The organism is Nocardioides sp. GXQ0305, assembly GCF_050880345.1.
In the GTDB taxonomy this organism is placed as follows: Bacteria; Actinomycetota; Actinomycetes; order Propionibacteriales; family Nocardioidaceae; genus Nocardioides.
The window spans coordinates 225,602-250,290 of record NZ_JBNYXG010000003.1 but is presented as its reverse complement, the minus strand read 5'-3'; the positions used below and the strand labels follow the sequence as shown (position 1 = coordinate 250,290).

Here is a 24,689-nt window from a genome sequence, read left to right as displayed (position 1 = left end):
ACCCAGGAGGACCACATGACCCGCGTCACTGCCGACATGGCCGTCTCCCTCGACCTGGTGGGCGCCGGCCGCGACCAGTCCCGCGAGCACCCGTTCGGCCCCCGGGTGGGCGAGCGGCTGCACCAGGCCTGGATGTTCGACCACGCCGAAGACCACGCCGACGAGCTCGCCGCGATCACCCAGGCCCGTGCGTACGTGATGGGTCGCCACATGTTCGGCCCCGACCGCGGCGACTGGGACCTGTCGTGGACCGGCTGGTGGGGACCCGAGCCGCCGTACCACGGCCCGGTCTTCGTCCTCGGCCGCGAGCCGCGCGAGCCCGTGGAGATGGAGGGCGGGACAACCTTCCACTTCGTGACCGACGGGATCGACGCGGCGGTCGAGCAGGCGAGGGCCGCGGCTGGCGGAGGCGACGTGTCGATCGCCGGAGGGGTGACCACCCTGAACGCCGCGCTCGCCGCCGACCTGGTGGACGAGCTGCGGCTCCACGTCGTCCCGTTCACGGTCGGCGAGGGCCTACGGGTCTTCGACGGTGTCCCGGACCTGTCGCTGGTGCCGGTCTCCGCCCGCGCCACCCCCGACGTCACGCACCTGACCTGGCGGCGACCTTAGGGCTCGGTCACTCCTCGAGGTCGGCGTCGTCCTCGACCACGCGCATCGCCGACTCCTCGGGACCCTCGCCGTCATAGGCGGCGTCGTCGCCGGCGGGACCACCGAGCACGTCCTCCTCTGCCGGGATGGCGTCGGGGTCGTCGCCACCGACCATCCGGGCGGCCTCCCGTTCCGCGCTGTCGTCGGGGGCGCCGTACGCCGTCCCCGACTCGTGCTCCTCCTGCATCAGCCGCTGGTCCAGCGTCTCGCCCTCCTCGGTGTCGAGGCCGACGAACTCCGAGCCCCGCGGCAGTCGGTCGGGCGGCGACCACGGCTCGTCGTCGCCTGCGCTGGGGTCGTCGAGGTTGAGCTCGGCCTCCTCGCGCTCCCGGGGGTCGAGGTCGTGCTCGCCCCAGTCGCCACCGTCGTTCCTCGCGTCGTCGACCATGCCCCCACCCTGCCGTGCCACCCCGGAGGGGACAAACGCCCGGTGGGGTGAAGCGGCCTCAGCCCCGGTCGAGGCGGGCGAGCTCGTCGGCGGTGAGCTCGAGGTCGGCGGCGGCAGCCGAGTCGATGATCGACGACGGCCGCTTGGCGCCGGGGATGGGGATCACCACCGGCGACTGGGCCAGCTCCCACGCCAGCGCCACCTGCTGGGCGCTGACGCCCCGATCGGACGCGATGTCGGCGAAGGCGGGGTGCCGTTCGGCGAGCTCCTTGGCGTCGGAGAGACCGCCGAGCGGGCTCCACGGCAGGAACGCGAGCCCGAGCTCCTCACAGACGTCGATCTCGGGCCGGCTGCTGCGGAACTTGGGGCTGAACTGGTTCTGCACGCTGACCAGGTGGTCGCCGAGCGCCTTGTGGGCGGCCCGGATCTGGTCGGGGTCGGCGTTGGACAGGCCGATCCGGGCGACCTTCCCGGTGTCGGCGATCTCGGCGAGGGTCCCGATCACGTCGTGGTAGTCGACGTCCGGGTCGGGGCGGTGGTGCTGCCACAGCGCCAGCTGCTCGACGCCGAGCCGCTGCAGGCTCTCGTCGACGGCGCGGTGCAGGTGGCCGGGCGTGCTGTCGGTCTCCCACCGGCCGCCGTCGGCGCGGACGTGACCGCCCTTGGTGGCCAGCAGCACCCGGTCGCGCACCCCGAGCTCGTCGAGGATCGAGGCGATCAGCCGCTCGTTCTCGCCCTGCGCACCGGCCCCCTTCTCCTCGCCGGGACCGTAGGCGTCGGCGGTGTCGAACAGCATCACGCCCGCGTCGAGCGCGGCGCGCACCGTGTCGAGCAGCTGCTCGCGCGGCTGGGTGCCGGTCTGGTCGAAGGTCATCAGGCCGAGCCCGATCGCCCCCACCTCGACGCGTCCGACGGTGTCGTTGCCGATGGTTCGTGTCTGCATGCTGTCGACCCTACGGACTCACCCGGAAGGACGATCTCGCGTCGGCCACGCCTCGGACGCTCAGCCGGCGGCCCGCTGCTCGAGGACGCTGAGGTCGCGCTCGGCGAACTTCCGGTGGTGCCACTCCTCGTTCAGCACGGTCAGCAGCGCCTCGCGCACCGGGTAGGCGTCGGGCGGTGGCCAGCCCGGGCCGTCGACCGGCTCGGTGTGCCCCTCGAGCCGCTCGGGCGTCAGCTCGTCCAGCACCCGGCGTACGGTCGCCCACCGGTCGGCGCGCAGCGCCAGCACCACGTCGAGCGAGGGCCGCGCCTCACGGTCCCACGGCACGTCGGGGTGGGGCTCGGCCTCGTCGAACGGCAGCGACAGGGCGTCGAACGGGAGCGGGTCGCCGAGGACCACCCGGTTGACCCAGACGTCCGTGGCGTAGACGAGGTGCCGCAGCGTCTGGATGAACGACCACTCGTCGTCCACCGACTCGTGCAGCTGCTCGGGGCGGAAGGTCCGGGCGCGTGCGACCGTGCCGTCCCAGAGCCGCTCCAGGACGGTCCAGGCCTCACGGAAGCCCTCGGGATCGGTGGGTCGCATCTTCGCCCGCTCCGGCTCACGCCGGTCCAGCTCGGCCTCGATGAGGGGGCCGACGTCGACGCCGTTGATGGTGAGGTCCTCGATCTCGCCGTCGATCTCCACCCGGCCGAGCAGCACCCCGCGCAGCCGGGTGTCGCAGAGGTCGACGTTGCGGAACCGCGCGCCCACCAGGTCGACCTTGCGGAACTCGACGCCGGACAGGTCCGCGTCGTGGATCCGCGCGCCCCGCAGCAGCACGTGGTCGAAGGTGGCTCCGCTCAGGTCCTGGTCCCGGAATTCGGTCATGCGGGGACCCTAGGAGCTGAAGCGGACGGAACCCTTCCGGATCCGGTCCTAGGCTGTGCGGCGTGCCCGACACCAGTCCCACCGCCCGCGCCCTGCGCGCCCTCGAGCTGCTGCAGGCACGTCCCGGCATCACCGCCGACCAGCTCGGTGCCGCGCTGGGGGTGACCGAGCGGGCGGCACGGCGCTACGTCGCGATCCTGCGCGAGGCCGACATCCCGGTCGAGTCGGTGCGCGGCCCGTACGGCGGCTACCGGGTGGGTCGTGGGCTGCGGCTGCCGCCGCTGGTCTTCAGCGCGACCGAGGCGCTGGGCCTGGTGATGGCCGCGCTGGACGCCCACCGCGACCCCGACGACGTCGACGACCCGGTCGGCAGCGCGCTCGGCAAGATCGTCCGGGCGCTGCCCGAGGCGGTCGCCGCGCAGGCCGAGGCGGTGCGGCGTACGGCGGCCCCGGCACCTGACCGGGGAGCCGCCCGGCCCGACCCCGGCACCACCACGACGCTGGTGCGGGCGTGCGGCGAGCACCGGCTGCTCCGGATCGGCTACCGCACCGAGTCCGGCCGGGCCTGGGAGACCGAGGTGGAGCCCTGGGCGGTCGTGGTCCGCCACGGCCGCTGGTACCTGCTGTGCCACCGCCGCGACCTCGACGCCCGCCGCGCCTACCGCGTCGACCGGGTCACCAGCGCCGAGGTGCTGGTCGAGCACTTCCCCCCGCCGCCGGCCCTCGACCCGGTGCAGGAGCTCGAGGACCACCTCGCGGCCGGGTGGGAGTTCGCGACCGAGGTGCACGTCGCGGCCTCCCCCGAGGCGGTCGCGCGGATCCTGCCGCGCCACCTCGGACGACCGGTCGCCGACCCGGACGGCGGCTGCCGGATCGAGGGCAGCACGAGCAACCCCGCCGAGTACGCCGAGGACCTCGCCCGGCTCCCCTATCCCTTCCGGATCCTCGGGGGACCCGAGCTGCGGTCCGCCTCCCAGGCGCTCGTCGACCGGGTCCTGGCCGCTCTCGAGTGATTCAGCGGCGGGGGTCGGGGACTCGCCGGAGCTGGTTGCGGAGCAGCGACTGGGGACGCTGCTGCTCACCCTGCAGGGCACCGAGGACGACGAGCGATCCGGTCAGCGCCGGCAGGGCCCACTGCGTGTAACGCAGCCGGCGCTGGGTCGCGGCGAGCTCCTCGCTGTTGTCCGAGGCCGGCTCGGTCGTTCCCCGAGGCCCCTCCTGCCGTCGACGCCCGGCCTGCTGGCCCAGCTGCTTGTTGTAGAGCGAGAGTCCCACGGCGGCCCCGGTGAGAGCGGTCTTCACCACCGTCACGGCCCTGGCTCCCGGCTGCGTGGCGATCCGCGCCTTGTTGGTCGCCAGCAGGCCGGTGCCCCCGACGAGGTGTGCGCCGACCGCTGCCGCGTCGAAGGGCTGCCACTTCTTCCAGCCGATGCCGGCGAGCCGCAGCCGCTCCTGCGGGTCGTGGGCAGCCGCCGCAGCCCCGTTGAGGCCGACCGCCCCCATCAGGGAGCTGCCGAACCACGCGGCGAGGCCGACGTCGTGCAGGCTGCGGACGAACGTGTTCTTCTCGGACACAAGGTCTCCCTCCGTCTGGGTCCTGACCCGTCGCGTACCCGGTGACCCGGCCCGGCATTCCCCGGCCGTTTGGTGTCGACCGGTAGGCAGTCCTCGTGCGCAGGACTCGGGATACCCACCGGTGAGCCGGGCCCGGCTGCTCGACGTCCGCGTCCCGCGTGACCCTGCGGGACTGGTGGTGCTGATGCACGGTGGCGGAAGCCGTGGCGACGGCGTTCCGGTGAGTCCGACCCAGCTCTCGGTGGTCCGGATGTACCCCATCGCCCACCGGGTCGCCCGCGCGGGACGTGGTCGGCTGGCCGTGGTGCGGCTGCTCAACTCGACGCGGGGATGGGACACCGACCGCACGCCGGTGCACGACGCGCGCTGGGCTCTCGACCGCATGGTCGAGCGGCTCGGCACGGCGGTGCCCACCTGCCTGGTCGGCCACTCGCTCGGCGGCCGCGCCGCGCTCCTCGCGGCGGACCGCCCCGAGGTGCGGAGCGTGGTGGCGCTCGCGCCGTGGGTCTACGCGGACGACGGGCGCCGCGACCTCGGCGGACGCCTGGTTCTCCTCGTCCACGGCACCGACGATCGCATCGCCGATCCCGGCCGGGCCCGCGCGGTGGCCCGCGACCTGTCGCGCACGGCACGCGTCGGCTTCGTGTCGGTGGCGGGCGGTCGTCACGCCATGCTGAGACATCACGGCCGGTTCGACCGCTACGCCGCCCAGTTCGCGGCGGCGACCCTGCTGGACCACCCAGTGTCGGGGCCGGTGGGTGAGGTGATCGGCGGACGGACCTGGGTGGAGGGGTGAGTCAGCGGCTCGCGACGCGTTCCGCGAGGCCGGCCGCCAGCCCACGGACGGTCAGCCAGTCGAAGGCGTCGCCGACGGTACCGACGAGCCGCGGGTGCCGCACGGGCCCGAGCCGGAGCCGGAGCTGGAGCCGGGCGCCGTCGTCCCGCGCCTCGAGGCAGAGCGCCCAGCTGACGTCGGTGCGGCCGCGCCGCGAGGTGTGGACCAGGGCGCGGGGCGGGTCGAGGAGCGCCACCTCGAAGGTCTCGTCGCGGCCACCCCAGTCGGGGATCACGTCACCCACGGCGAGGTCCTGCCACCGCGGGTCGAGGCGGCGCAGGGCCCGGCGCGAGCGCGGCACCCAGCGCTCCACCGACCGCGGGAGGTACCAGCCGGCGCGGCGCTTGCCGAGCTGCACCAGCCACGGCCACACCTCCTCCGGCGGGGCGGGGAGCGTGCAGGCCCGGTCCATCACCACGACGGCGTGCGGCACCAGGTCGTCGCCCGGCAGCGCCCGGACGACCTCGCCCGGGGTCGGCGCGATCACGCCGGTCATCGCCGGGGCCCCCGTCCGAGCCGGAACGCACTGAGCGCACCACGGGCGTGAGTCATCGCAGGTCGAGCCGCATCAGCACCCGCGGGAACCCGCCCGAGACCGCGTCGGTGCGGGAGGCGAGCACGAAGCCGGCGTCCTCGAACAGCTTGCGGGTGCCGACGTAGGCCATCGTCGGGTCGACCTTCCGGGTCCCGTTGTCGGCGGGGTAGCCCTCGACGGCGGGCGCGCCCTGACTTCGGGCGTAGTCGACGGCGCCCCGCAGCAGGTGGTGCGAGACGCCAAGGCCGCGGTGGCCGGGCCGGACCCGGAGGCACCACACCGACCACACCGGCAGGTCATCGACGTGGGGGATCTTCGTCGAACGGGCGAACGGCAGCTCCGACCGGGGCGCGACCGCCGCCCAGCCGACCACGTCGTCGCCGTCGTAGGCGAGCACGCCGGGCGAGACGGGCCGACGGGTGAGGTCCTCCACGTAGGCCCTGCGGTCGGTGCCGGTGAGCTCGCGATTCGTCTTCGCGTCGATCCGGTGGCTCAGGCACCAGCAGACGTTGGCGTCGGGTCGCTTCGGGCCGACCATCGTCGCCACGTCCGGGAAGCGTGCGTGGGTGGCGGGCCGCACCCCGACGGTTCCCGAGGAGGGCGCTCTGCGTCCGTCTCGGCGGGTCATCCGTCACGCCCCCCGAGGAGCATGTGGACGTCGATGACGTCGCCCTCGCCGATCGCCTCGGCCCGGCGTACGGCGTCCTTCAGGGGCACCAGGTAGCGGCCGTCCTTCGGGAACAGCGAGGTCTCCCAGACGGTGTCGCCGACGGTGACCCGGGCCGGGATGACGCCCCAGCCGTAGGTCAGCATCGGGGAGGCTTCCTTGATGTCGTCGCTGTCGTCGTCGGGGACCGCGACGTAGAAGTAGGGCGCGGGACCGCGCCACTCGAAGACGTCACCGCTGAACACGAGCTCCACACGGGCAGTCTGCCTGCTCCCGGTGACGCGCACCCGGGACGGCGCTCGTCGCGCCGTCCCGGGCCGGTGGTCAGCTGCCGCTGAGGCGGCGCTTGAGCTCGCTGCCGGGCTTGAAGCCGGCGGTGGTGCTGGCGGCGATCTGGATCTGCTCGCCGGTCTGCGGGTTGCGGCCGGTGCGGGCGGCGCGGTGCCGTGCCTCGAACGTGCCGAAGCCGGCGATCGTCACCTTGTCACCACCGGCGAGGGCGGCGGCGATCGTCTCGAGGACGCCGTCGAGCGCCCGGTCGGCGTCGGCCCCGCTCAGGCCGGCGTGCTCGGCGACGGCGTTCTTCAGCTCGGTGCGGTTCATGAGTCCCCTCCATCTGGTTCGTGGACGCCTCCCGACGTTAGCGGACCCGGACCACGGCGAGGTTCCCGGTGCCCGACGCGCCGCGGAAAGGGCCCGTCGACGGGTCGCCGCGGCCACGTCGTGGGCACCCCGCTTGCGGTCGCTCGCCGGACGTGGCCACGATGGCCGGTGGCCGACACCTCGGGAACGGTCTTCCTGGTCCTCCCGCGGGCACCGGCCCGGCGTACGCCCCACGGAGAGGACCCCATGGCCACCCTGCCCGCCGACACGAGCGCACTCGCCTCGAGCACCTACGCCGTCGTCGCCCGGCGGCTGCTGCCGCTGCTCGGGCTGTGCTACTTCCTGAGCTATCTCGACCGGACCAACGTCGCCGTCGCGGCGCTGACCATGAACGAGGACCTCGGGATCAGCGCCGCGGCGTTCGGCCTCGGCGCCGGCCTGTTCTTCATCGGCTACTTCGTCTTCGAGGTGCCGAGCAACCTGATCATGTACCGGGTCGGCGCCCGGATCTGGATGGCCCGGATCATGGTCACCTGGGGGATCGTCGCCGGCGCCCAGGCGCTGGCCGTCGGGGAGACCAGCTTCTACGTCATCCGGATCCTGCTCGGGATCGCGGAGGCCGGGTTCTTCCCGGGGATGATCCTCTACCTGACGTTCTGGTTCCCCGCGGACGCGCGGGCGCGCGCCGTCGGCTGGTTCATGGCCGCCGTCCCGCTCTCCACCGCGATCGGCGCTCCCCTGGGCGGCCTGCTCCTCGGCCTGGACGGCGTCTGGGGCCTGGCCGGCTGGCAGTGGCTGTTCATCGTCGAGGCGATCCCGACGATCATCCTGGGCTTCCTGCTGCTGGCCTGGCTGCCGGACAGGCCGGCCGACGTCGACTGGCTGTCACCTACGCAGAAGGACTGGCTGGAGTCGCGGCTCGCGCAGGAGGACTCCGAGAGCGAGGGTGGCCACCTGACGGCGTGGCGGAGCCTCGGCCACCCGCGCGTGCTGACGCTCTCGCTGATCTACTTCGCGATCGTCTTCGGGCTCTACGGGATCGGGTTCTGGCTGCCGACGATCGTCAAGGAGAGCCTCGGCATCGCCGACAACCTCGACGTCACGCTGCTCACGGCGGCGCCCTACGTCGTGGGCGCGGTCGCGATCGTCGTCGTGGGCCGGTTCGTGGACCGGGCCGGGAGACCGGGCCGGATCACCACGGTCGCGATGGCCGTCGGTGGGGTGGCACTCGCGGCCACGGCGTTCGCCTCGACGCAGCCGTGGGTCGGGTACGCCGGCCTGTTCGTGTGCGCGGTCGGCGTGATGGCGTCCTTCCCGGGCTTCTGGCGGCTGCCGACGGCGTTCCTGACCGGCGCCGCCGCGGCGGCGGGCATCGCGGTCGTCAACTCGATCGGCAACCTCGCCGGCTTCGCCGGCCCCTACTGGGTCGGCTTCCTGACCGAGACCACGGGCGCCGCCCGGTGGGGCCTGGTGTCGATCGGCCTGGTGATGGTCGCCGGAGCCATTGCCGTGCTCGTCCTCAGCCGCGACCGGAGCCCGGCGACCTCACGACGCTGACCGCTACGGGTGGCGAGGTGACCCTGGCCGCCGACACCGTCGACCGCTCCGTCGTCGGCCAGCTCGCAGCCGATGGCACCGTCGGCCGGGGGCACCGCACGCCCGACTCGTGGTGCTCGCCGTTGGTGGCCTCGGAGGTCGCGTGGCCCAGGGCAGCACCGGCCGGTCCGACCACCGCTGCCCCCGATGCACCGTCCCGTGCCGGCCGGTCATCCTCGCCCCGGTCCCGGCCGGCCCGACGCCGGCGGGGACAGTGCCCGAACCCGAACCGCCGCGCTGGGACCTGCCCCGCTCAGCGACCCAGGTCAGAGCGCGCGCGAGGGACGCTCAACCGGGACGGCGGTCAGCCGAGCTGGGCGTCGAAGAACCGGACGGTCCGGTCCATGGCGGCGAAGAACGCCGGCCCGAACGCGTGGCCGTCGTCGTACCACTGCAGCCGTGAGTCGACGCCGGCCGCGACCAGGGCCCGCTGGGTGGCGGTCGCCCACGGCGGCGGGCAGGTGTCGTCGAAGCGCCCGTGCACCATCAGCACCGGCTCGGTGATCCGGTCGAAGTACGGGCGCGAGGAGTTCTCCCGCCAGAACTGCGGGTTCTGCGCCGGGGTGCCGTGGCTGACCATCGCGGAGTCGGACGGGTCGCCGCGGATGAACTGCCGGTAGTTGTCGGCCTCCCACGACGACACCGACGCCCAGGGCGCCGCCGCCCCCACCAGCCCGGGCTCGGCGACCAGGGCCTTGAGGATCACGCCGCCGCCCATCGACCGGCCGAACAGCGCCACCCGGTCGTCGTCGACCGGCACCTCGCGGGAGGACCGGAGCGCCTTGACGGCGTTGATCACGTCGGCGGTGTAGCCCAGCCGCATCTCGCGCTGGTAGTCCGGGTCGTCGTCGGACGCGGCGTGGTTGCGGTAGTCGACGTGCAGGGCGATGTAGCCGCGCCCGGCCAGGTAGCCGCGCTCGCGGGTCATCCCCTGGCCGCGCTCGTAGATCGCCGGGTCGATGTAGCCGTGGGCGAGCACCACCGCCGGGAACGGCCCCCGGCCGGTCGGCACGTTGAGCACACCGCTGATCGTCCAGCTCTCCTCGCCCTGCTGGTCCGGGCCGGTCGTGCTGCGGCTGCGGTAGGTGACGTCGTACGACGTGTAGTCGGCCGTCTGCTCGCGGACCGCGCCGAGGCGCAACCGGTCGCCGCGGTGCCGCTGCTCGGCCAGACCGAGCACCGACACCGGTCGGACCGGCTCGGCGTCGATGGTCGCGCCACCCTCGGACGGCTGGCCCTCGGGCGACGGTGCCGCGGTGCCGGTGGGACCGGCGCCGTCGCTCCCCGCAGGACGGGCCCCGCCGGCCTCCTCGGTCGTGCTGCACCCCGCGGCGACCAGCGCCAGCACGAGCAGCATCCCGCCCGGTCGTCCTGTCCGCGAGTGGGTCCGCACGATCTCGCTCCCGTCGGTGGCCTCGCCCCATTGTCGTCGAGCCGCCAAACCCCCCTCGGACGACAATGGACACATGCCCGAGCTGCCGGAGGTCGAGAGTGCCCGTGCCGTCGTCGAGGCGGGCGCGCTGGGCCGGGAGATCGCCGACGTCGACGACGAGGACACCTGGGTCTGCCGACCCCACCCACCGGGCGAGATCCGCGACGCGCTGGTCGGGCAGGTGCTGACGGCCGCCCACCGGCGGGGCAAGGCGATGTGGTGCGACACCTCCGGAGCGGCGGTGCTGGGGCTCCACCTCGGCATGAGCGGCCGACTGGTCGTCACCGACGCCGGAGGCGAGCCGGTGGAGGGCGGCGACCGGGTCCGGGGCCTCAGCGCCACCGACCCGGACCGCGACCCGGCCTGGGACCGGTTCACGGTCCGGTTCACCGACGGCGGCGTGCTGCGGCTCTTCGACAAGCGCCGGCTCGGGCGGGTCCGGCTCGACCCCGACCTGGGCCGGCTCGGACCGGACGCCGGTGAGGTCGGGGTGGCCGAGTTCCGGGAGCGGATGTCGCGCGGCACCGCCCCGGTCAAGGCGAGGCTGCTCGACCAGGGCGTGGTCGCCGGTGTCGGCAACCTGCTCGCCGACGAGACGCTGTGGCAGGCGCGCCTCGACCCGCGACGCCGCGTCGACTCCCTCGACGCGGACCAGCTCACCGCCCTCCACCGCGCGCTGCGCCGGGCGACGCGCCGGGCGATCCGCCGCGGCGGGGTCCACACCGGCGAGCTGATCGGCCACCGTCGGCCGGGCGACCACTGCCCCCGCTGCGGCGGCGCGATGGAGCGCGCGACGGTGGGCGGTCGTACGACGTGGTTCTGCGCCGTGGAGCAGACCTGACCCGTGTCAGCCGGGCTGGTCCCTGACGAGGTGCAGCAGCGCGTCGCTCCCGGTGTCGATGAGCGCGTACCGACGCGCGCCGTCCCGTCCGTGCAGCACGAACACCGACCGTCGGTCGTTGCGGTCCTCCAGCTCCCACCAGCCGTCGTCGGCGATCCTCTTGTCGTCGTCCTCGTAGGTCGCGTGCTCCAGCTCGTGGTCGTCGACGGGGACGGCGAGCCGGTCGTGCCGGCTGTCGGTCGGCAGCCCGCGCGGCACCGCCCACGACCTGAGCACGCCGTCCTCCTCCAGCCGCAGGTCGAAGTGGTGCTGGGGACGGTCGTGCTCGTGGAGCACGAACAGCGGACGGCTCACCGGGGCACTCAGCCGCGGGCCGCGACCCAGGCGCGGACCAGCCCCTGCAGCGCGTCGGCCTTGGCAGCGAGGTCGTCGGCGTCGGCGAACTTCGCCACGCGGGAGGTGTCTCCCTCCCCCTCCAGCAGCCCCTCGGGGTCGGGCAGCGACGCGCCCTGGTGGAACATCAGCGAGACGTGCTGCTTCGAGCGGGGGTAGAACGACGCGATGTTGCCGGCGTACACGAACGTCGGTGCCTGCCACTTGATGGTCTCGGTCACCCGGTCGTCGGCCCCCAGCACCACGTCGCGCACTGCCTGGACGAGGTCCTTCTGCGGGTTCTCGTAGGTCTCGAACCAGGCGTCGACGTCCGGGTGGTGCCGGTCGACCACCTCAGTCCGCCGTCGAGTGGTTGGTCGCCCAGCTCCGCTCGACCAGCTCGACCAGCACGTCGCGGTCGAGGTCGTCGAGGCGCTTGACGTAGAGGCAGCCCTTGCCGGTGGTGTGGGGCCCGAGGCGCTCGAGCAGGTCGCGGTTGGAGTCGTAGTAGGTCAGGCCGTAGAGGGTGAGCGACGCCTTGCGCGGCGACAGCCCGACCGCGAACCACTCCCGCTCCTTGCCGTCGGCGGTCGTGTAGCGCTGGGTGCCGAACCCGATCATCGAGCTCCCCCACATCACCGGCTCCGCGCCGGTGACCTCGCGCATCAGGTCGAGGGCCGCCAGCGCGTCGGTCCGGCGGCGGTCGTCGGGAACCCCGTCGAGGAACGCCCGTGCGTCGGCGGGTCCGGGCTTGGTCAGTCGGTCGTCGGCCATGGTCCAGCGTGGCACAGCAGCAGCCGTCCCGGCAGGGGCAGCGCACTACGATCGACGGGTGCCGACGACCGCCGTCCCTACCCTCCGGGTCCGTGACGTCGAGCGGTCGCTGGCCTGGTGGGCCCGGCTCGGGTTCACCGAGGTGTTCCGGCACCGGTTCGAGGGGACCCAGCCCTGGTTCGTGGGGATCGGTCGCGAGGACGCGCGGGTCTACCTGTCCGAGCACGCGGGTGACGCCCCCGGACCCGCGCTGCTCCACCTGTGGGTCGACGACGTCGACCGGGTCGCCGCCGAGCTCGGCGTACCCGTCGAGCAGATGCCCTGGGGCCGCGAGTGCGAGGTCGCCGACCCCGACGCCAACCGGGTCCGGGTGGCCACGGCACCCTGAGCGTGACACACAGGTCGTTGTCAACCGATGAGTTGAGAACGCGTTCCCGGTCGGCACCTGCACGAACCCCAGCGGTGGCGGTGGCAGGCCGCACCAGGACGGAGCAGGACATGAGCTCGGTAGTGATGCACAACGTGGTCTCGGTCGACGGCTTCATCGCCGACGCGCACGACGACATCGGGCCACTCTTCGAGTGGTACTCCAACGGGGACGTCCCCCTGATGGGCGAGGACTTCAAGGTCACCCGGGCGTCCTACGACTACACCCGGCCGACGTGGGACGGCATCGGCACGATGGTCATCGGCCGCCACCTGTTCGACATCACGAACGGCTGGGAGGGGCAGCCGCCCGCGGGGGACCACGTCGTGGTCGTGTCGCACCGGCCGAAGCCCGAGGGCTGGCACCCCGAGGCGGCGTACCACTTCGTCGACGACGTCCCCGCGGCGATCGCGCTGGCCGGGGAGCTCGCCGGTGAGGGGAAGACCGTGGGGGTCGCGGCCGGGGACGTCGGCGGCCAGGCCCTGGAGGCGGGCCTCGTCGACGAGGTCGCCATGGACGTGGTGCCGGTGGTCTTCGGGACCGGGAAGCGCTACTTCGGGTCCGTCGCGGCCCAGCACCTGCTCGAGGACCCCCACATCGTGGTCCAGGGGTCGCGGGTGCTGCACCTGCGCTACCGGGTCAGGCGGTGAGCCCCGCGAGGTCGAGCACGTCGTCGGGACCGTCGAGGTCGCGGGTGGCGAGGAACACCGTCGACACGCCCTCGGCCGCCAGCCCGGCGTAGCGGTCCCGGTGGTCGGCGACGGTGCCGGCGTGGGTCTGGGCGGCGTACGCCGCCGCGGCCGTACGCCCGCGGTGCCGCTCGACGCGACGCCACGCGTCGTCGCGGTCCCGGCCGACCACGGGCAGGTCGAGCACGGTGACCGCGACGTCCGCCGGGTCGCGGCCGACGTCGGCACAGTGGTCGCGCAGCACGCCGATCTTGTGCCGCAGCACCTCCGGGTCGCCGGCCCGCACGTTGCAGGCGTCGCCGAGCCGGGCCGCGATCCGCAGTGTCCGGCGCTCGCCGGACCCGCCGACGATCACCGGGACCGGCCCGGCGGGCCGCGGGTAGCACGTCGTCTCCGGCAACGACACCTCGTCGTCGGCGTAGGCCTTGGTGCCCCTGGCCCACAGTGCCCGCAGGGTCACGATCGCCCGTTCGAGCTCGTCGAGCCGCTCCCGCGCGGTGGGGAACGGCAACCCGTACGCCGCGTGCTCGCGCTCCCACCAGCCGGCCCCGATCCCGACGAACGCGCGCCCGCCGGTGAGTGCCGAGAGGGTGGCCGCCGCCTTGGCCGTCACGCCCGCGGGCCGGAACGTCACCGGCGTGCAGAGGGTGCCGAGGTCGAGCCCCGTCCCGAGGCCGGCCAGCGCGCCGAGCGTCACCCAGGGCTCCGGGATCGGCTCCCAGGCGCGGCCGACCTGGGGGATCTGGATCAGGTGGTCCATCACCGCCAGCCCCGCGAACCCCGCCTCGTCGGCCGCCCCCGCGATGCCGGTGAGCCAGGCCAGCGGGTCCTCCCCCCACGGGAAGCGGGACACCTGGAGGACCAGTCGCAGCCCCTGGCTGGTGGTGCGGTCCTCACCCGCGGCCGGGGTCGGCGCGACGGGCGGCTCCGGCGGCGCGGACTCGTGCTCGACCCGCACCACCTGGTCCCAGCCCTCGAGGTCGAGCGCGGTGCGCGCGTCGCGGACCGACCGCAGCTGGCGGGCGAGCGCCGGCGCGGGGACCGGCCGGTCGCGGGCCGCGTTGCGCCGTCGGCACACCGCCTCGTCGGTGGCGAGCAGGACGACCACGGCGGGCAGACCCGCCTCGGCGGCCGCCGTACGCCAGGCGACCCGGCGCTCGGCGTCGAGGCCGAGGGTGTCCACCACCGTCGTCAGTCCCCGGCCCAGCCGCGCGGACACGATCGTGTCGAGGAGCGCGAACGCGTCGGCGGACGCGTCGAGGTCGTGGGGTCCGCTCCCGACCACGCCGCGGAGCCCGTCGGACGAGACGATCTCCTGGGCGCGGTAGCGCTGCTCGGCCCACGAGGACTTGCCCGAGCCGGAGGCCCCGACCAGCACCACCAGGGCAGGGTCCGGGAGCCGCATGCCCGCAGTCTGACGCATCGACCCCCGGCCGCCGGCCCGTCAGGCGAACGTCGGCATCACCCGGTCGTGGACCAGCTGCAGCTGGGTGTCGACGTCGGGGACGCCCTCGATCTCCCGGCCCATCAGGGCCTGGACCATCGCCTTGTCGACCACGGCGAGGATGAGGTGGTTGATGCCGGTCGAGGTGATCTCGCGCCGCATCTTCTCCGCGCACTCCTCGGGCGTCCCGGCGATCGACAACCGCTCGGCGATCTCGGGGGTGGTGAGCTCGATGCCCTTGGCCATGTCGCCGGCACCGATCGCCTCGATGATCGGCGCCATCTCCTCGGGCTCGACGCCGTTGCGTCGGAGCTGGTCGTCGGGCATCGAGGAGGCGTAGAGGCCGACCATGCTGCGGGCGGCGTCCTTGGCCTTCGCGGAGTCCTCGCCGCACGAGAACACCACCCAGGCGGCGAGGTCGAGGTCCTGCACGTTCTTGCCGGCCCGCTCGGCGCCGATGGTGCAGTGCTCCATCATGTACTCGTAGGCCTCGCGCGTGTAGCTGAGCGCGTGGTGGCACCCGTCGGAGAACTCCGCGGAGACCTCGAACGACTTCGGGCCCTTCATGGCGCCCATCTTCACCGGCAGCCGGTCCTGCACCGGGCGCGCGAAGGTGAACAGGCCGCCGTAGTTGAAGAACTCGCCCTCGTGGGTGATCGCGCCGTCGTCGAGGAAGGTGCGGATCACCGCGACGCCCTCCTTGACCCGGGAGAGCGGCTTGGTGTTGCGCCAGTCGATGCCGTACATGGAGAGCAACCCGAAGTTGCCGCTCGACAGGACCACCTCGGCGCGGCCGTCGCTGAGCTCGTCCAGGGTGGCGGCCGCCTGCGCGATCAGGGTGGGCTCGCGGAGCACGACGCCGGACACGCTGGGGCCCATCCGGATCTGGCTGGTCTGCCCCGCCGCGGCAGCGAAGAGGAGCCAGAGGTCCTTCCACCACGTCTCGTCCGCGGCGTACACCGCGTGGTAGCCGAGCTCGTCGGCCTTCTTGATGGTGGCCAGCGACTCGCTCAGCGGGTACGTCGGGACCATCACATAGCTGAACCTCATCCTTGACTCCTTCTCGAGGGCTCCCCTGCTGCTTTCACCGTTCGTGGCCGGCGCCGGCCGACTCCGTGGGCCCTCCGAGCGGCCCGTGGATCGCGTCCCCCGAGATCGCCTCGCTGTGCTCGTAGGGGCGCGCGAGGACCATGTAGACCGCGCCGACGCCGACGCCGACCGCGGCCGAGAGGGCGACCAGCCAGTTGTCGTACCAGGGCACGTCGGGGGTGCGCGGCCAGGCCATGTTCACCATGGCGAGGACGCCGTAGGCGAGCGCCGCGACGTTGACGAGCATCCCCCAGCGGCCGAGCGAGAACGGTCCGCCGGGCACCCAGCCCTTCAGCCGGGCGCGCAGCGCCGCGAACGTCACCATGTGGAAGCCGAGGTAGATGCCGAGGGTGGCGAAGGAGATGATCGAGGTGAGCGCCTTGGTCGAGAACACCGAGCCGAGCACGATCACCGCCGGCACCAGCGCGCCGACCAGCATCGCGTACGGCGGCACGTGGCGGTGGGGCAGGAAGTGCCGGAAGAGCCGCGACCCGAGGATCATGTCGTCGCGGGCGTAGGCGTACATCAGCCGGCTGGCTGCAGCCATCAGACTGAGCGCGCAGGACAGGAACGAGATCATCACCACGACCAGCACGACCTTGGTCCCGGTCTCGCCGAACGCGTTGTGGAGGATCGTGGTCACAGGGTCGGCGTCGGTGCCGTCGATGACGGCGGCGTAGTCCTGGACCGCGAGGAGCAGCGAGAGGCACACGAAGATCGCGGCCGCGCCGCCGACGTAGATCGTCATCCGCATCGCCTTGGGGATCTGTCGCGTCGGGTCGGGCACCTCCTCGGCGACGTCGCCGCAGGCCTCGAACCCGTAGTACTGGTAGATCCCGATCAGGGCGGCCGCCATGAACGCCCCGAGGTAGCTGCCGCTGCTGTCGACGACCCCCTCGGTGTCGAACAGGACCGACAGGTTCTGGTAGCGCTCGGTGAGCAGCAGCCAGGTGCCGACCGCGAGGGCCCCGAGGAGCTCGGCGCTGAACCCGATGATCGCGGCCATGGCCAGCCACCTGGTCCCCATCAGGTTGATGGCGAGGGCGATCGCCAGCAGGATCAGGGCGCAGATCACGGTCGACCGGGTGCCGGCGGTGAAACCGAGCAGCTGCGCCAGGTAGGGACCGGACCCGTAGACCACGCCGGCGATCGTGGTGAGCAGCGCGACCAGGTAGACCCAGCCGGTCATCCACGCCCACTTGCGGCCCCACAGCCGCCGTGCCCACGGGTAGACGCCCCCGGCGACCGGGAACTGCGAGACCACCTCGCCGAACACCAGCGCCACGAGCAGCTGGCCGACGCCGACGATCACCAGCCACCAGATCATCGGCGGGCCGCCGGTCACGAGGGCGACGGCGAAGAGCGTGTAGATGCCGACCACCGGGGACAGGTAGGTGAAGCCGAGGGCGAAGTTGGCCCACAGGCTCATGTCACGCCGGAACTCGGACTGGTAGCCGAGGGAGGCCAGGGCCGCGGCGTCGGCGTCGTGCTCGTGGTGGTGGTGGGCGCCCGGATCGCTCTCGGAGACCCGGCTCATCGCGTGCTGTCCCCCTCGCCGTCCCCCTTGCCGTCCTCGGCGTCGACCTCAGCGAGGAGCTCCGAGCCGGTGACGACCCTGGATGCGAAGTGCCGGTGGATCCACTCGAGGTGGTCGAACCGGCTGTTCATGATCCGCAGGCTGTCCCAGTTGGGGAACTGCTGCTGGAGCACCCAGCGCTCCATCAGCCGCGGGTCGACCTCGAACTGGTGCTCGTGGGTCGTGACGGCGACGTCGGACACCCTGGTCGGCTCGGGCGGGGTGTTCTGCTCGGCGTACCGGTAGCCGATCGGCATGCCGTTGCCGGACCGGTCGCTCATCGTTCGGCCCCTGTCTCGTAGGCCCGGTCGAGGAGGTACTTGCCGGGGTTCATGATGTTGTTCGGGTCCAGCTGCCGCTTGAGGCCGAGCATCACGTCGAAGCCGCGCCCGAGCTCGTCGGGCACGAGGTCGACCTCGCCGTCGCGGCAGGAGCCGTGGCAGGCACTGATCGAGCCGTGGTGCTTCAGGGCGACGGCCGCGATGTCGCGCTTGGCCTGGACGTACATCGCCCACGCGCGGTCGTCGAGCTGCTGCTCCCAGATGCCGACGTCGATCTCGGTGAGGTAGTCGACGCCCGTGCTGGCCGAGGTGTAGGCGAACATGCCCCAGTCGTCGAACACGTCGGTACGCCGGCGCAGGTCGGCGACGATCTCGTGCCACGCCCGGGTGACCGCGGGGAGCGCTGTGTAGTTGACCGCGGCGTCCTCGCAGTGCCAGCTCATCGGCACCACCTGGCCGGCCTTGGTGCGGCCGTGCAGGGGCGTGGCGTAGCGGTCGTGCCGGGCCGCCCAGTCGCCCTCGGAGATCTCGTCGCCGAGGTAGCGCGCGCCGTGCTCCTTCGCGATCCGGAACAGCCGCTTGCCGCCGGCCCGCACCTCGTCCTCGTACCCGTACATGACCGAGCAGACCAGCGCGCGCACGTCGTTCGGCTGGGGGATGTAGGCCTCGTCGTCGCGCCGGAGGTAGGCGACCTTCCACTCGTCGAACAGCACGGCTCCGGCGAACGTGGCGACGCCGGCCCGGGCGAGCGCGCCGACGCAGCGGTAGGCGTCGTCGTAGTTGTCGAAGGCCCAGAACGGCGAGAGCTCGGCCTCGGGCTTGGGGAACAGCTTCAGCGTCGCTTCGGTGGCGATCCCGAGCGTGCCCTGGTGACCCATGAACAGGTGCTTGAGCTGGTAGCCGCTGGAGGACTTGCTGACCTTGTGGCCGATCCCGTCGCCGACGTGCAGCACCTCGCCGGTCGGCAGGACGTGGTCGAAGCTGAGCACGAGGTCGCGGGTGTGGCCGTAGCGGGAGCCGATCAGCGACCACCCGCTGGTGCCGATCCGCCCGCCCACCAGCGAGCAGGGGTACGACGCGGGGTTGTCGGGGTAGATCAGCCCGTGGTGCCCGAGCACCTCGTTGAGCTTGAGCATGTTGATGCCGGTCCCGACGGTGACCGTGCGGTTGTCGAGGTCGAGCTCCTTGACCTGGTTCATCCGCTTGACGTCGACCACGATCCCGCCCCGCAACGGGACCGCGCCGTCGGTGAGGCCGGTCCCGCCGTCGCGCGGGACGACCGGCACCCGGAGCTCGTTGGCGATGCGGACCACGCCGGCGACCTGCTCGGTGCTCGTCGGCAGCACGGCGAGGTCGGGCAGGCGCTCGGACCAGCGGTGCACCGGGAAGGGGGCCGGCACCCGGGCGCGGTTGTAGCGGTCGGGCTTGGAGGTGAGGATCTGGTCGTCGGCCAGGACGGTGCGCAGCGCGGAGACGACGTCGTCGAGCCGCTCGGCCTGGAGGGTCACGACCCCGCTCCTTCCGGCCCGCGCCGCGAGCCACCCACCGTGATCCCGAGCGACTCGGCGAGCAGCTCGTGGATGTCGACGACGTCGATGCTGGCGGCGTCGCCGGCCTCGCCGAGCGGCCGCTCCGACCAGGGGCACGCGCTGACCAGGGTGTCGACCTCGAGCGCCGAGGCCTTCTCGAGCCGGCCCGCCGAGATCGCCGCGGTGAGCTCGGGCTTCTCGACGGGGAGACCACCGCCGCCGCCGGAGCAGTAGGACCACTGGGTCACCCGGTCGACGTCCTTGAAGTCCAGGCCGGGGATCGACCGCAGCACCTCCCGCGGCTCCTTCCAGATCCCCTTGCGCTTGTTGAGCCGACAGGGGTCGTGGTAGGTGATCGTCCGTTCGACCGGCACCGACGGGGTGAGCCGTCCCTCACGGATCAGCTGGGCGAACAGCTCGACGACCAGCACCACCTCGATGTCGTAGTCGTCGCCGAAGTACTTCGGGTAGTCCTCGGTGAACGAGATGTAGTCGTGCGGGTCGAGGACCAGCACCCGCCGGGTCCCGGTGGAGCGCCAGTTGTCGAGGTTGTGACGGGCGAACCGCTTCGCCTGGTCGACGTAGCCCATCTCGGCGGCCGGTCCGCCGCAGCACCACTGCTCACCCATCAGCCCGAACAGGACGCCGGCCTGCTGCAGGATCTGCGCGACCGCGCGGGGCACCGACGTCCGGTAGAACGCCGCCTCGCAGTCGACGAACAGCACGGTCTCGCCGCCGATCGGGAGGTCGAGCCCGTCGGACCAGTCGCGGACGTGGTCCTGGCTGACCGGCGTCTCGCCGAGCACCGGCTCGTGGGTGAGCTCGTCGGTGCGGGCGTTCCAGCTCTGCCACCGGGGCTGGTGCACGCCGCTGTCGACGGCCAGCGCACGGGCGGCCTTCACGACGTCGACGGTGCGGGTGCGGAACCGGTAGAAGTCGCCGGTGAACAGCGTGTTGGGGCAGCGCAACTCGCACGCCCCGCACTGCGTGCAGTTGACGTAGTCGGCGGCGACGTCCTCGATCGTCATCTCGCCGCGGTCCATCGCCACGACGTTGGCGTGGAACGCCGTCGGCGTCCACGACTCGTTGCGGGTCACCTGCATGACCGGGCAGACCTCGCGGCAGAACTTGTGGCCCGAGGAGTAGCAGTTGTACGACGCGTTGCGCCACTGCTCCGCGAACTCCTCGGTCGGCGTCGGGTCCGCCGGTGCCTCGAAGTCCCGGGCGATCTCGTCGGGCATCGTGGCGAGCTCCTCGGGATTGCCGCGCATGCCGGGGGTGAACGGGACGAAGACCGGGTCCGAGGGCCCCTGCCGGTCGAGCTGTGTCATGGGCGCTCCTGGCTGGCAGTGTGTGAGTTGCCTCACATTCCCGGCAAGATACGGCGCCAGCGCACCGGGCCACAAGGGAGGTGCCCCGGATGCGCCCCTCGGGGGTCAGGGAGCAGGATGTCCCCGTGGTGACCGAGGCGGACGAGACGACCCAGCGGCAGGTCCGACGGGCCGTGGTGAGGGCCGAGCGCGGGGCGGCCCTGGACCTGGCCGAGGCGACCGCCCTGCTGGCGGCACGCGGCAAGGAGCTGGACCGCCTGTGCGTCGCCGCGGGCCGGGTCCGCGACGCCGGCCTCGTCGCCGCGGGTCGCGAGCGCGTGGTGACGTACTCGCCCAAGGTGTTCATCCCCGTCACCCGGCTGTGCCGGGACCGCTGTCACTACTGCACCTTCGTGACCACGCCCGGTCACCTCGCACGGGAGGGCCGGGAGGCGTTCCTCTCGCCGGACGAGATCCTCGAGATCGCCACCGCGGGTGCGCGGGCGGGCTGCCTGGAGGCGCTGCTGACCCTCGGCGACCGACCCGAGGACCGCTGGCCCGAGGCACGCGCGTGGCTGGAGTCCCGGGGCTACGGCTCGACGCTGGACTACGTGCGGGCGATGGCGGTGCGGATCCTGGAGGAGACCGGGCTGCTCCCCCACGTGAACCCCGGCGTGATGACGTGGGAGGAGCTCACCAGGCTCAAGCCGGTGTCGCCCTCGATGGGGATGATGCTCGAGACGACCTCCGAGCGGCTCCACCAGGTGAAGGGCCTGGCCCACCACGGCTCGCCGGACAAGGCGCCAGAGGTCCGGCTCCGCGTGCTCGAGGACGCCGGGCGGCTGGCGGTCCCCTTCACCACCGGCCTGCTGGTCGGCATCGGCGAGACGCTGACCGAGCGGGCCGAGACGATCCTCGCGCTGCGCCGGGTCTCCCGCGCGTACTCCGGTGTCCAGGAGGTGATCGTGCAGAACTTCCGCGCCAAGCCCGAGACCGCCATGCGCCACTCCACCGACCTGCCGCTCGACGAGTTCCGCGCCACGATCGCCGTGACCCGGCTCCTGCTCGGCCCCCGGGCCCGGGTCCAGGCTCCCCCCAACCTCGTGGACCTCGACGAGTGCCGCGCGCTGCTCGCCGCGGGCGTGGACGACTGGGGCGGCGTGTCGCCGCTGACCCCCGACCACGTCAACCCGGAGCGGCCGTGGCCGGCGGTCGACGCCCTGCGCCGGGTGACCGAGGACGCCGGGCTGCAGCTGCGGCCGCGGCTGACCGTGCATCCCGAGTACGTCCTCGCCGGCGAGCCCTGGCTCGACCCGCGGCTCTCCGCCCACGTCGCCGCGCTGGCGGGACCCGACGGGCTGGCGCGGGACGGCGCACTCCCCGTCGGGCGGCCCTGGCAGGAGCCCGACGGTGGCTTCGTCTCGGCCGGCCGGGTCGACCTGCACACCGCGGTCGACACCGTCGGCCGCCACAGCGACCGGCGCGGCGACTTCGACGCGGTGTACGGCGACTGGGACGCCGTCCGGGAGGCGGCCCGGTCCACGGGCGCACCGGCGGTGCTGCACGCCGAGGGGGGCGAGGCGCTGCGGGCGGCCGAGGCGGACCCCGGCGCCCTCACCGCCGACCACGCGCTCACGCTGATGACCGCCGAGGGTGACCTGCTGCGCGCCGTCACCCGGCTCGCCGACGACCTGCGCCGGGACACGGTCGGCGACCCGGTCACCTACGTGGTCAACCGCAACATCAACTTCACCAACGTCTGCTACGTCGGGTGCCGGTTCTGCGCGTTCGCCCAGCGCCGGACCGACGCCGACGCCTACTCGCTCAGCCTCGAGGAGGTGGCCGACCGCGCCGAGGAGGCCTGGCACCTCGGGGCCACCGAGGTGTGCATGCAGGGCGGCATCGACCCCGAGCTCCCGGCGACCGGCTACTTCGACCTCGTCGGGGCGCTGAAGGAGCGGGTCCCCGACCTGCACGTCCACGCGTTCTCGCCGATGGAGGTGGTCAACGGCGCGGTGCGGACCGGCCTCTCCATCGCCGACTTCCTCACGACCGCTCGCGAGCGTGGCCTCGGATCGCTGCCCGGGACCGCCGCGGAGATCCTCGACGACGAGGTGAGGTGGGTGCTGACCAAGGGGAAGCTGCCGACCCGGACCTGGGTCGAGGTCGTGACGACCGCGCACCGGCTCGGCATCCCGACCACGTCCACGATGATGTACGGCCACGTCGACCACCCGCGCCACTGGGTGGCGCACCTCCGGCTCATCGCCCGGCTCCAGGACGAGACCGGCGGCTTCACCGAGTTCGTGCCGCTGCCGTTCGTGCACACCTCGTCACCGATCTACCTCGCCGGCGCCGCCCGGCCGGGCCCCACGCTGCGCGACAACCTGGCCGTCCACGCGATGGCGCGGATCCTGCTGCACGGGCGGGTCCGCAACATCCAGACCTCGTGGGTCAAGCTCGGCGTCGACGGGACCCGGGCGATGCTCGGTGCCGGCGCCAACGACGTCGGCGGCACGTTGATGGAGGAGACGATCAGCCGGATGGCCGGCTCCCAGCACGGCTCGGCCAAGACCGTCGCCGAGCTCGCGGGGATCGCCGAGGCGATCGGTCGTCCGGTGCAGGAGCGGACCACGCTCTACCGGCCCGTGCACCGCAGCGAGACCGGTGAGCTCGTCGGTCTCGGTCAGGGGAGTGCGTAGGCCGCGAGACGTCCACGGGGACGTCCTGGTCGCGCGCCGACGTGGCCCGGGTCCCACGGACCCGGGCCACGTCCGGTGCGCCTAGTGGAACTGGCGGAGGCTGAACGCCCGTCCGCTCGGGCGGCGAGCCGGGTCACCGGTCAGCTGCGTGAACATCTTCTTCGGGACCGAGACCACCTGGCCGAGCCCCTCGGCACCGAGGAACAGGCCGGCCACCGACCACGCAGTGGAGTAGAGCGTCGAGCCGTCGAGCACCAGCCCGATGGGCATGGTGACCTGGGCCGCCTTGCGGGTGCCGTTGGGGGTCACCTTGACGATCTGGCCGACGGTGCTCGGGTCGAAGTCCGGACCGGGCTCACCGGCCGGTGCTCCCTCGAGCAGCTCGGAGACGTAGAGCGTCCCGTCGCGCTTGTCGACCGCCACGCCGGTCGGCGCGGTGAAGCCGGTGATGGTGCGGATCAGGTCGCCGGTCTTCGGGTCGACGACGTAGACCCGGCCCTCGCCGGGCACCTCGGCGGTCAGCGCCGAGACGTAGAGCCCGTCGGGACCGTAGGCGAGCCCGGTCGGCACCGCGTCGCAGCCGACGGTGTTCTCGTCGTTGTTCGGCAGCCCCTCGCAGGCACCGGTGTTGACGGTCGGCGGCACGAAGAACGTCTCGACGTTCCCCTGCCGGTCCACCGCCAGCACGTCGTTGGCCCCGCCGTCGGCGACCAGCACGAAGCCGTGGTTGCCCTTGGCGCGGATCACCGAGAACGGGTTGGACAGGGCGTCGAGCGGTGCGCCGTCCTCCCCGAACTGGGTCTGGCCGTCAGGGTTGTTCTCGAGCTCGTGGGCGAGCAGGTCGGCGAGGACGGTCGGCGTCCCGTGCCGCTTGGCGATCAGCACCGACGAGCCCGGGAACGGGCCGGCAGGTGCGCTCGGGTCGGCCTCGCCGGTGACGATGGCGAACCAGCGACCGATCTTGGCGGCCCCGGCTGCCGAGTAGGGCGCGAGCCCGTCGACGGCGACCTTGACCTGCCCGGTGTCCGGGTTGACGGTCAGCACCCGGCCGGCGCCGGACTCGGTGACCACCAGCCCGTTCTTCATGGGTGTGAGGCCCCACGGGTCGGTGAGCCCGTCGACGACCACGCCCGGTTCGGGCTGGGCCTGCGCCGGCGCAGCGAGCACCGTCGCGATCGCGGTGAGTGTGGCGGTGGCAAGCGCCGCCAAGGTACGTACGTGCTTCATGAATCCCCCCGGTTCAGAAGTGGGCCGGTCAGATCGGCCGGCCCCGAACGTACTGCGAGAGCCCGCTGTTGAAAATCCCCAGATCAGGAAAATTGTCCGTTCGGACACCACCCGGCTCGGGTCAGCGGAGCAGCGCCCGTCGGAGCAGCGCGTCCATCAGCGCCTCGACCGGGCCGACCACCGCGATCCCGGCGTCATGGACCAGCGCTCGCAGGGGGACGGCGTATCCGAGGTCGGCGAGGTGCCGGCTGGTCGCGGCCCCGATCCCGGTGGACGCACCGGTCACCACGACTGTGCCTGCCGCCATGGGTGGACCGTAGCGGGTGCCGGCGG

At 73.0% G+C, this 24,689-nt stretch carries 28 protein-coding genes; 8 read left to right on the top strand and 20 right to left on the bottom strand.

All coding sequences use genetic code 11. The features are described 5' to 3' along the window. The first annotated feature begins 15 nt into the window (after window positions 1–15). Window positions 16–612 carry a dihydrofolate reductase family protein gene (locus ACQ1X7_RS09765; protein ID WP_432477987.1) on the top strand — a complete coding sequence of 199 codons (597 nt, stop codon included), beginning with the start codon at window positions 16–18 and terminating at the stop codon, window positions 610–612. 7 nt (window positions 613–619) lie between these two features. On the opposite strand, the gene ACQ1X7_RS09760 is transcribed toward ACQ1X7_RS09765, so the two are convergent. The 3 genes from ACQ1X7_RS09760 to ACQ1X7_RS09750 are packed head-to-tail and all read right to left on the bottom strand — an operon-like array spanning window position 620 to window position 2,852. Next, window positions 620–1,039 carry a hypothetical protein gene (locus ACQ1X7_RS09760; RefSeq protein ID WP_432477986.1) on the bottom strand — a complete coding sequence of 140 codons (420 nt, stop codon included), beginning with the start codon at window positions 1,037–1,039 and terminating at the stop codon, window positions 620–622. A gap of 58 nt (window positions 1,040–1,097) precedes the next feature. Beyond that, window positions 1,098–1,982: an aldo/keto reductase gene (locus ACQ1X7_RS09755; protein WP_432477985.1), complete on the bottom strand. Its 885-nt coding sequence runs from the start codon at window positions 1,980–1,982 to the stop codon at window positions 1,098–1,100. Between the two features lie 60 nt (window positions 1,983–2,042). Then, window positions 2,043–2,852 (bottom strand): DinB family protein, encoded by an 810-nt coding sequence (locus tag ACQ1X7_RS09750; protein WP_432477984.1) that lies wholly within the window; start codon window positions 2,850–2,852, stop codon window positions 2,043–2,045. 62 nt (window positions 2,853–2,914) lie between these two features. Here ACQ1X7_RS09750 and ACQ1X7_RS09745 point away from each other — a divergent pair, with 62 nt between their 5' ends. Continuing rightward, a complete protein-coding gene (locus ACQ1X7_RS09745) occupies window positions 2,915–3,865 on the top strand; it encodes a helix-turn-helix transcriptional regulator (protein WP_432477983.1) in 951 nt (316 codons plus the stop codon). Between the two features lies 1 nt (window position 3,866). Here the strand turns inward: ACQ1X7_RS09745 and ACQ1X7_RS09740 are convergent, their stop codons facing one another. Beyond that, on the bottom strand, window positions 3,867–4,427 hold the full coding sequence (locus tag ACQ1X7_RS09740) for a hypothetical protein (protein WP_432477982.1): 561 nt from the start codon (window positions 4,425–4,427) through the stop codon (window positions 3,867–3,869). A 121-nt stretch (window positions 4,428–4,548) separates the two neighbouring features. Between ACQ1X7_RS09740 and ACQ1X7_RS09735 the strand changes: the two genes are divergently transcribed. Next, window positions 4,549–5,223, top strand: a complete 675-nt coding sequence (locus ACQ1X7_RS09735; RefSeq protein WP_432477981.1) for an alpha/beta hydrolase — start codon at window positions 4,549–4,551, stop codon at window positions 5,221–5,223. A 1-nt stretch (window position 5,224) separates the two neighbouring features. Here the strand turns inward: ACQ1X7_RS09735 and ACQ1X7_RS09730 are convergent, their stop codons facing one another. The 4 genes from ACQ1X7_RS09730 to ACQ1X7_RS09715 all read right to left on the bottom strand — a co-directional run bounded on the left by ACQ1X7_RS09730 (window position 5,225) and on the right by ACQ1X7_RS09715 (window position 7,067). Further along, on the bottom strand, window positions 5,225–5,758 hold the full coding sequence (locus tag ACQ1X7_RS09730) for a hypothetical protein (RefSeq protein WP_432477980.1): 534 nt from the start codon (window positions 5,756–5,758) through the stop codon (window positions 5,225–5,227). 52 nt (window positions 5,759–5,810) lie between these two features. Then, a complete protein-coding gene (locus ACQ1X7_RS09725; protein ID WP_432478339.1) occupies window positions 5,811–6,335 on the bottom strand; it encodes a GNAT family N-acetyltransferase in 525 nt (174 codons plus the stop codon). An 86-nt stretch (window positions 6,336–6,421) separates the two neighbouring features. Next, window positions 6,422–6,718: a DUF1905 domain-containing protein gene (locus ACQ1X7_RS09720; RefSeq protein ID WP_432477979.1), complete on the bottom strand. Its 297-nt coding sequence runs from the start codon at window positions 6,716–6,718 to the stop codon at window positions 6,422–6,424. A 70-nt stretch (window positions 6,719–6,788) separates the two neighbouring features. Next, window positions 6,789–7,067 carry an HU family DNA-binding protein gene (locus ACQ1X7_RS09715; protein WP_432477978.1) on the bottom strand — a complete coding sequence of 93 codons (279 nt, stop codon included), beginning with the start codon at window positions 7,065–7,067 and terminating at the stop codon, window positions 6,789–6,791. A gap of 168 nt (window positions 7,068–7,235) precedes the next feature. Between ACQ1X7_RS09715 and ACQ1X7_RS09710 the strand changes: the two genes are divergently transcribed. Further along, window positions 7,236–8,624 (top strand): MFS transporter, encoded by a 1,389-nt coding sequence (locus tag ACQ1X7_RS09710; protein WP_432477977.1) that lies wholly within the window; start codon window positions 7,236–7,238, stop codon window positions 8,622–8,624. Between the two features lie 343 nt (window positions 8,625–8,967). Here the strand turns inward: ACQ1X7_RS09710 and ACQ1X7_RS09705 are convergent, their stop codons facing one another. Beyond that, window positions 8,968–10,020, bottom strand: a complete 1,053-nt coding sequence (locus ACQ1X7_RS09705; protein ID WP_432477976.1) for an alpha/beta hydrolase family protein — start codon at window positions 10,018–10,020, stop codon at window positions 8,968–8,970. 109 nt (window positions 10,021–10,129) lie between these two features. Between ACQ1X7_RS09705 and ACQ1X7_RS09700 the strand changes: the two genes are divergently transcribed. Beyond that, a complete protein-coding gene (locus tag ACQ1X7_RS09700) occupies window positions 10,130–10,936 on the top strand; it encodes an Fpg/Nei family DNA glycosylase (protein WP_432477975.1) in 807 nt (268 codons plus the stop codon). Between the two features lie 6 nt (window positions 10,937–10,942). Here the strand turns inward: ACQ1X7_RS09700 and ACQ1X7_RS09695 are convergent, their stop codons facing one another. From ACQ1X7_RS09695 to ACQ1X7_RS09685, 3 genes are read right to left on the bottom strand one after another with little or no spacing between them, the layout of a single operon-like run. After that, window positions 10,943–11,290: a DNA polymerase ligase N-terminal domain-containing protein gene (locus tag ACQ1X7_RS09695; RefSeq protein WP_432477974.1), complete on the bottom strand. Its 348-nt coding sequence runs from the start codon at window positions 11,288–11,290 to the stop codon at window positions 10,943–10,945. A gap of 8 nt (window positions 11,291–11,298) precedes the next feature. Continuing rightward, window positions 11,299–11,661, bottom strand: coding sequence for a DUF1801 domain-containing protein (locus ACQ1X7_RS09690; RefSeq protein ID WP_432477973.1), 363 nt, complete (start codon window positions 11,659–11,661; stop codon window positions 11,299–11,301). Between the two features lies 1 nt (window position 11,662). Next, window positions 11,663–12,082, bottom strand: coding sequence for a DUF1801 domain-containing protein (locus ACQ1X7_RS09685; RefSeq protein ID WP_432477972.1), 420 nt, complete (start codon window positions 12,080–12,082; stop codon window positions 11,663–11,665). Between the two features lie 58 nt (window positions 12,083–12,140). Here ACQ1X7_RS09685 and ACQ1X7_RS09680 point away from each other — a divergent pair, with 58 nt between their 5' ends. After that, window positions 12,141–12,470 carry a glyoxalase superfamily protein gene (locus ACQ1X7_RS09680; protein ID WP_432477971.1) on the top strand — a complete coding sequence of 110 codons (330 nt, stop codon included), beginning with the start codon at window positions 12,141–12,143 and terminating at the stop codon, window positions 12,468–12,470. 110 nt (window positions 12,471–12,580) lie between these two features. Continuing rightward, a complete protein-coding gene (locus ACQ1X7_RS09675) occupies window positions 12,581–13,159 on the top strand; it encodes a dihydrofolate reductase family protein (protein ID WP_432477970.1) in 579 nt (192 codons plus the stop codon). Here ACQ1X7_RS09675 and ACQ1X7_RS09670 read toward each other — a convergent pair. From ACQ1X7_RS09670 to ACQ1X7_RS09645, 6 genes are read right to left on the bottom strand one after another with little or no spacing between them, the layout of a single operon-like run. Next, complete coding sequence (locus tag ACQ1X7_RS09670) at window positions 13,149–14,603, bottom strand: LLM class flavin-dependent oxidoreductase (RefSeq protein WP_432477969.1); 1,455 nt, start codon at window positions 14,601–14,603, stop codon at window positions 13,149–13,151. The genes ACQ1X7_RS09675 and ACQ1X7_RS09670 overlap by 11 nt on opposite strands. 39 nt (window positions 14,604–14,642) lie before the next feature. Then, the gene (locus ACQ1X7_RS09665) at window positions 14,643–15,692 is read right to left on the bottom strand and encodes an LLM class flavin-dependent oxidoreductase (RefSeq protein WP_432477968.1); all 1,050 of its coding nucleotides are present in this window, start codon (window positions 15,690–15,692) and stop codon (window positions 14,643–14,645) included. A gap of 34 nt (window positions 15,693–15,726) precedes the next feature. Next, window positions 15,727–17,268, bottom strand: a complete 1,542-nt coding sequence (locus ACQ1X7_RS09660) for an APC family permease (protein WP_432477967.1) — start codon at window positions 17,266–17,268, stop codon at window positions 15,727–15,729. Continuing rightward, on the bottom strand, window positions 17,265–17,588 hold the full coding sequence (locus ACQ1X7_RS09655; RefSeq protein ID WP_432477966.1) for a hypothetical protein: 324 nt from the start codon (window positions 17,586–17,588) through the stop codon (window positions 17,265–17,267). The genes ACQ1X7_RS09660 and ACQ1X7_RS09655 overlap by 4 nt, the downstream gene beginning before the upstream one ends. Then, complete coding sequence (locus ACQ1X7_RS09650) at window positions 17,585–19,096, bottom strand: FAD-binding oxidoreductase (protein ID WP_432477965.1); 1,512 nt, start codon at window positions 19,094–19,096, stop codon at window positions 17,585–17,587. Before ACQ1X7_RS09650 ends, ACQ1X7_RS09655 begins: the two co-directional genes overlap by 4 nt. Then, window positions 19,093–20,448 carry a (Fe-S)-binding protein gene (locus tag ACQ1X7_RS09645; protein ID WP_432477964.1) on the bottom strand — a complete coding sequence of 452 codons (1,356 nt, stop codon included), beginning with the start codon at window positions 20,446–20,448 and terminating at the stop codon, window positions 19,093–19,095. The genes ACQ1X7_RS09650 and ACQ1X7_RS09645 overlap by 4 nt, the downstream gene beginning before the upstream one ends. A 125-nt stretch (window positions 20,449–20,573) precedes the next feature. Between ACQ1X7_RS09645 and ACQ1X7_RS09640 the strand changes: the two genes are divergently transcribed. Next, the gene (locus ACQ1X7_RS09640) at window positions 20,574–23,129 is read left to right on the top strand and encodes a bifunctional FO biosynthesis protein CofGH (protein ID WP_432477963.1); all 2,556 of its coding nucleotides are present in this window, start codon (window positions 20,574–20,576) and stop codon (window positions 23,127–23,129) included. Between the two features lie 81 nt (window positions 23,130–23,210). Here the strand turns inward: ACQ1X7_RS09640 and ACQ1X7_RS09635 are convergent, their stop codons facing one another. Both ACQ1X7_RS09635 and ACQ1X7_RS09630 read right to left on the bottom strand, forming a co-directional pair. Then, window positions 23,211–24,356, bottom strand: a complete 1,146-nt coding sequence (locus tag ACQ1X7_RS09635; RefSeq protein WP_432477962.1) for a ScyD/ScyE family protein — start codon at window positions 24,354–24,356, stop codon at window positions 23,211–23,213. 121 nt (window positions 24,357–24,477) lie between these two features. Next, entirely contained in the window at window positions 24,478–24,663 is a 186-nt protein-coding gene (locus tag ACQ1X7_RS09630) for a hypothetical protein (protein WP_432477961.1), read from the bottom strand. Window positions 24,664–24,689: the final 26 nt, after the last annotated feature.

Bases quoted from the DNA above. Each gene is read 5' to 3' on its own strand.
- ACQ1X7_RS09645 (WP_432477964.1), bottom strand. From the start codon at position 20,448: ATGACACAGCTCGACCGGCAGGGGCCCTCGGACCCGGTCTTCGTCCCG.
- ACQ1X7_RS09655 (WP_432477966.1), bottom strand. From the start codon at position 17,588: ATGAGCGACCGGTCCGGCAACGGCATGCCGATCGGCTACCGGTACGCC.
- ACQ1X7_RS09760 (WP_432477986.1), bottom strand. From the start codon at position 1,039: ATGGTCGACGACGCGAGGAACGACGGTGGCGACTGGGGCGAGCACGAC.
- ACQ1X7_RS09750 (WP_432477984.1), bottom strand. From the start codon at position 2,852: ATGACCGAATTCCGGGACCAGGACCTGAGCGGAGCCACCTTCGACCAC.
- ACQ1X7_RS09715 (WP_432477978.1), bottom strand. From the start codon at position 7,067: ATGAACCGCACCGAGCTGAAGAACGCCGTCGCCGAGCACGCCGGCCTG.
- ACQ1X7_RS09725 (WP_432478339.1), bottom strand. From the start codon at position 6,335: ATGGTCGGCCCGAAGCGACCCGACGCCAACGTCTGCTGGTGCCTGAGC.
- ACQ1X7_RS09660 (WP_432477967.1), bottom strand. From the start codon at position 17,268: ATGAGCCGGGTCTCCGAGAGCGATCCGGGCGCCCACCACCACCACGAG.
- ACQ1X7_RS09755 (WP_432477985.1), bottom strand. From the start codon at position 1,982: ATGCAGACACGAACCATCGGCAACGACACCGTCGGACGCGTCGAGGTG.
- ACQ1X7_RS09630 (WP_432477961.1), bottom strand. From the start codon at position 24,663: ATGGCGGCAGGCACAGTCGTGGTGACCGGTGCGTCCACCGGGATCGGG.
- ACQ1X7_RS09700 (WP_432477975.1), top strand. From the start codon at position 10,130: ATGCCCGAGCTGCCGGAGGTCGAGAGTGCCCGTGCCGTCGTCGAGGCG.
- ACQ1X7_RS09665 (WP_432477968.1), bottom strand. From the start codon at position 15,692: ATGAGGTTCAGCTATGTGATGGTCCCGACGTACCCGCTGAGCGAGTCG.
- ACQ1X7_RS09675 (WP_432477970.1), top strand. From the start codon at position 12,581: ATGAGCTCGGTAGTGATGCACAACGTGGTCTCGGTCGACGGCTTCATC.
- ACQ1X7_RS09635 (WP_432477962.1), bottom strand. From the start codon at position 24,356: ATGAAGCACGTACGTACCTTGGCGGCGCTTGCCACCGCCACACTCACC.
- ACQ1X7_RS09730 (WP_432477980.1), bottom strand. From the start codon at position 5,758: ATGACCGGCGTGATCGCGCCGACCCCGGGCGAGGTCGTCCGGGCGCTG.
- ACQ1X7_RS09765 (WP_432477987.1), top strand. From the start codon at position 16: ATGACCCGCGTCACTGCCGACATGGCCGTCTCCCTCGACCTGGTGGGC.
- ACQ1X7_RS09685 (WP_432477972.1), bottom strand. From the start codon at position 12,082: ATGGCCGACGACCGACTGACCAAGCCCGGACCCGCCGACGCACGGGCG.
- ACQ1X7_RS09705 (WP_432477976.1), bottom strand. From the start codon at position 10,020: ATGCTGCTCGTGCTGGCGCTGGTCGCCGCGGGGTGCAGCACGACCGAG.
- ACQ1X7_RS09670 (WP_432477969.1), bottom strand. From the start codon at position 14,603: ATGCGGCTCCCGGACCCTGCCCTGGTGGTGCTGGTCGGGGCCTCCGGC.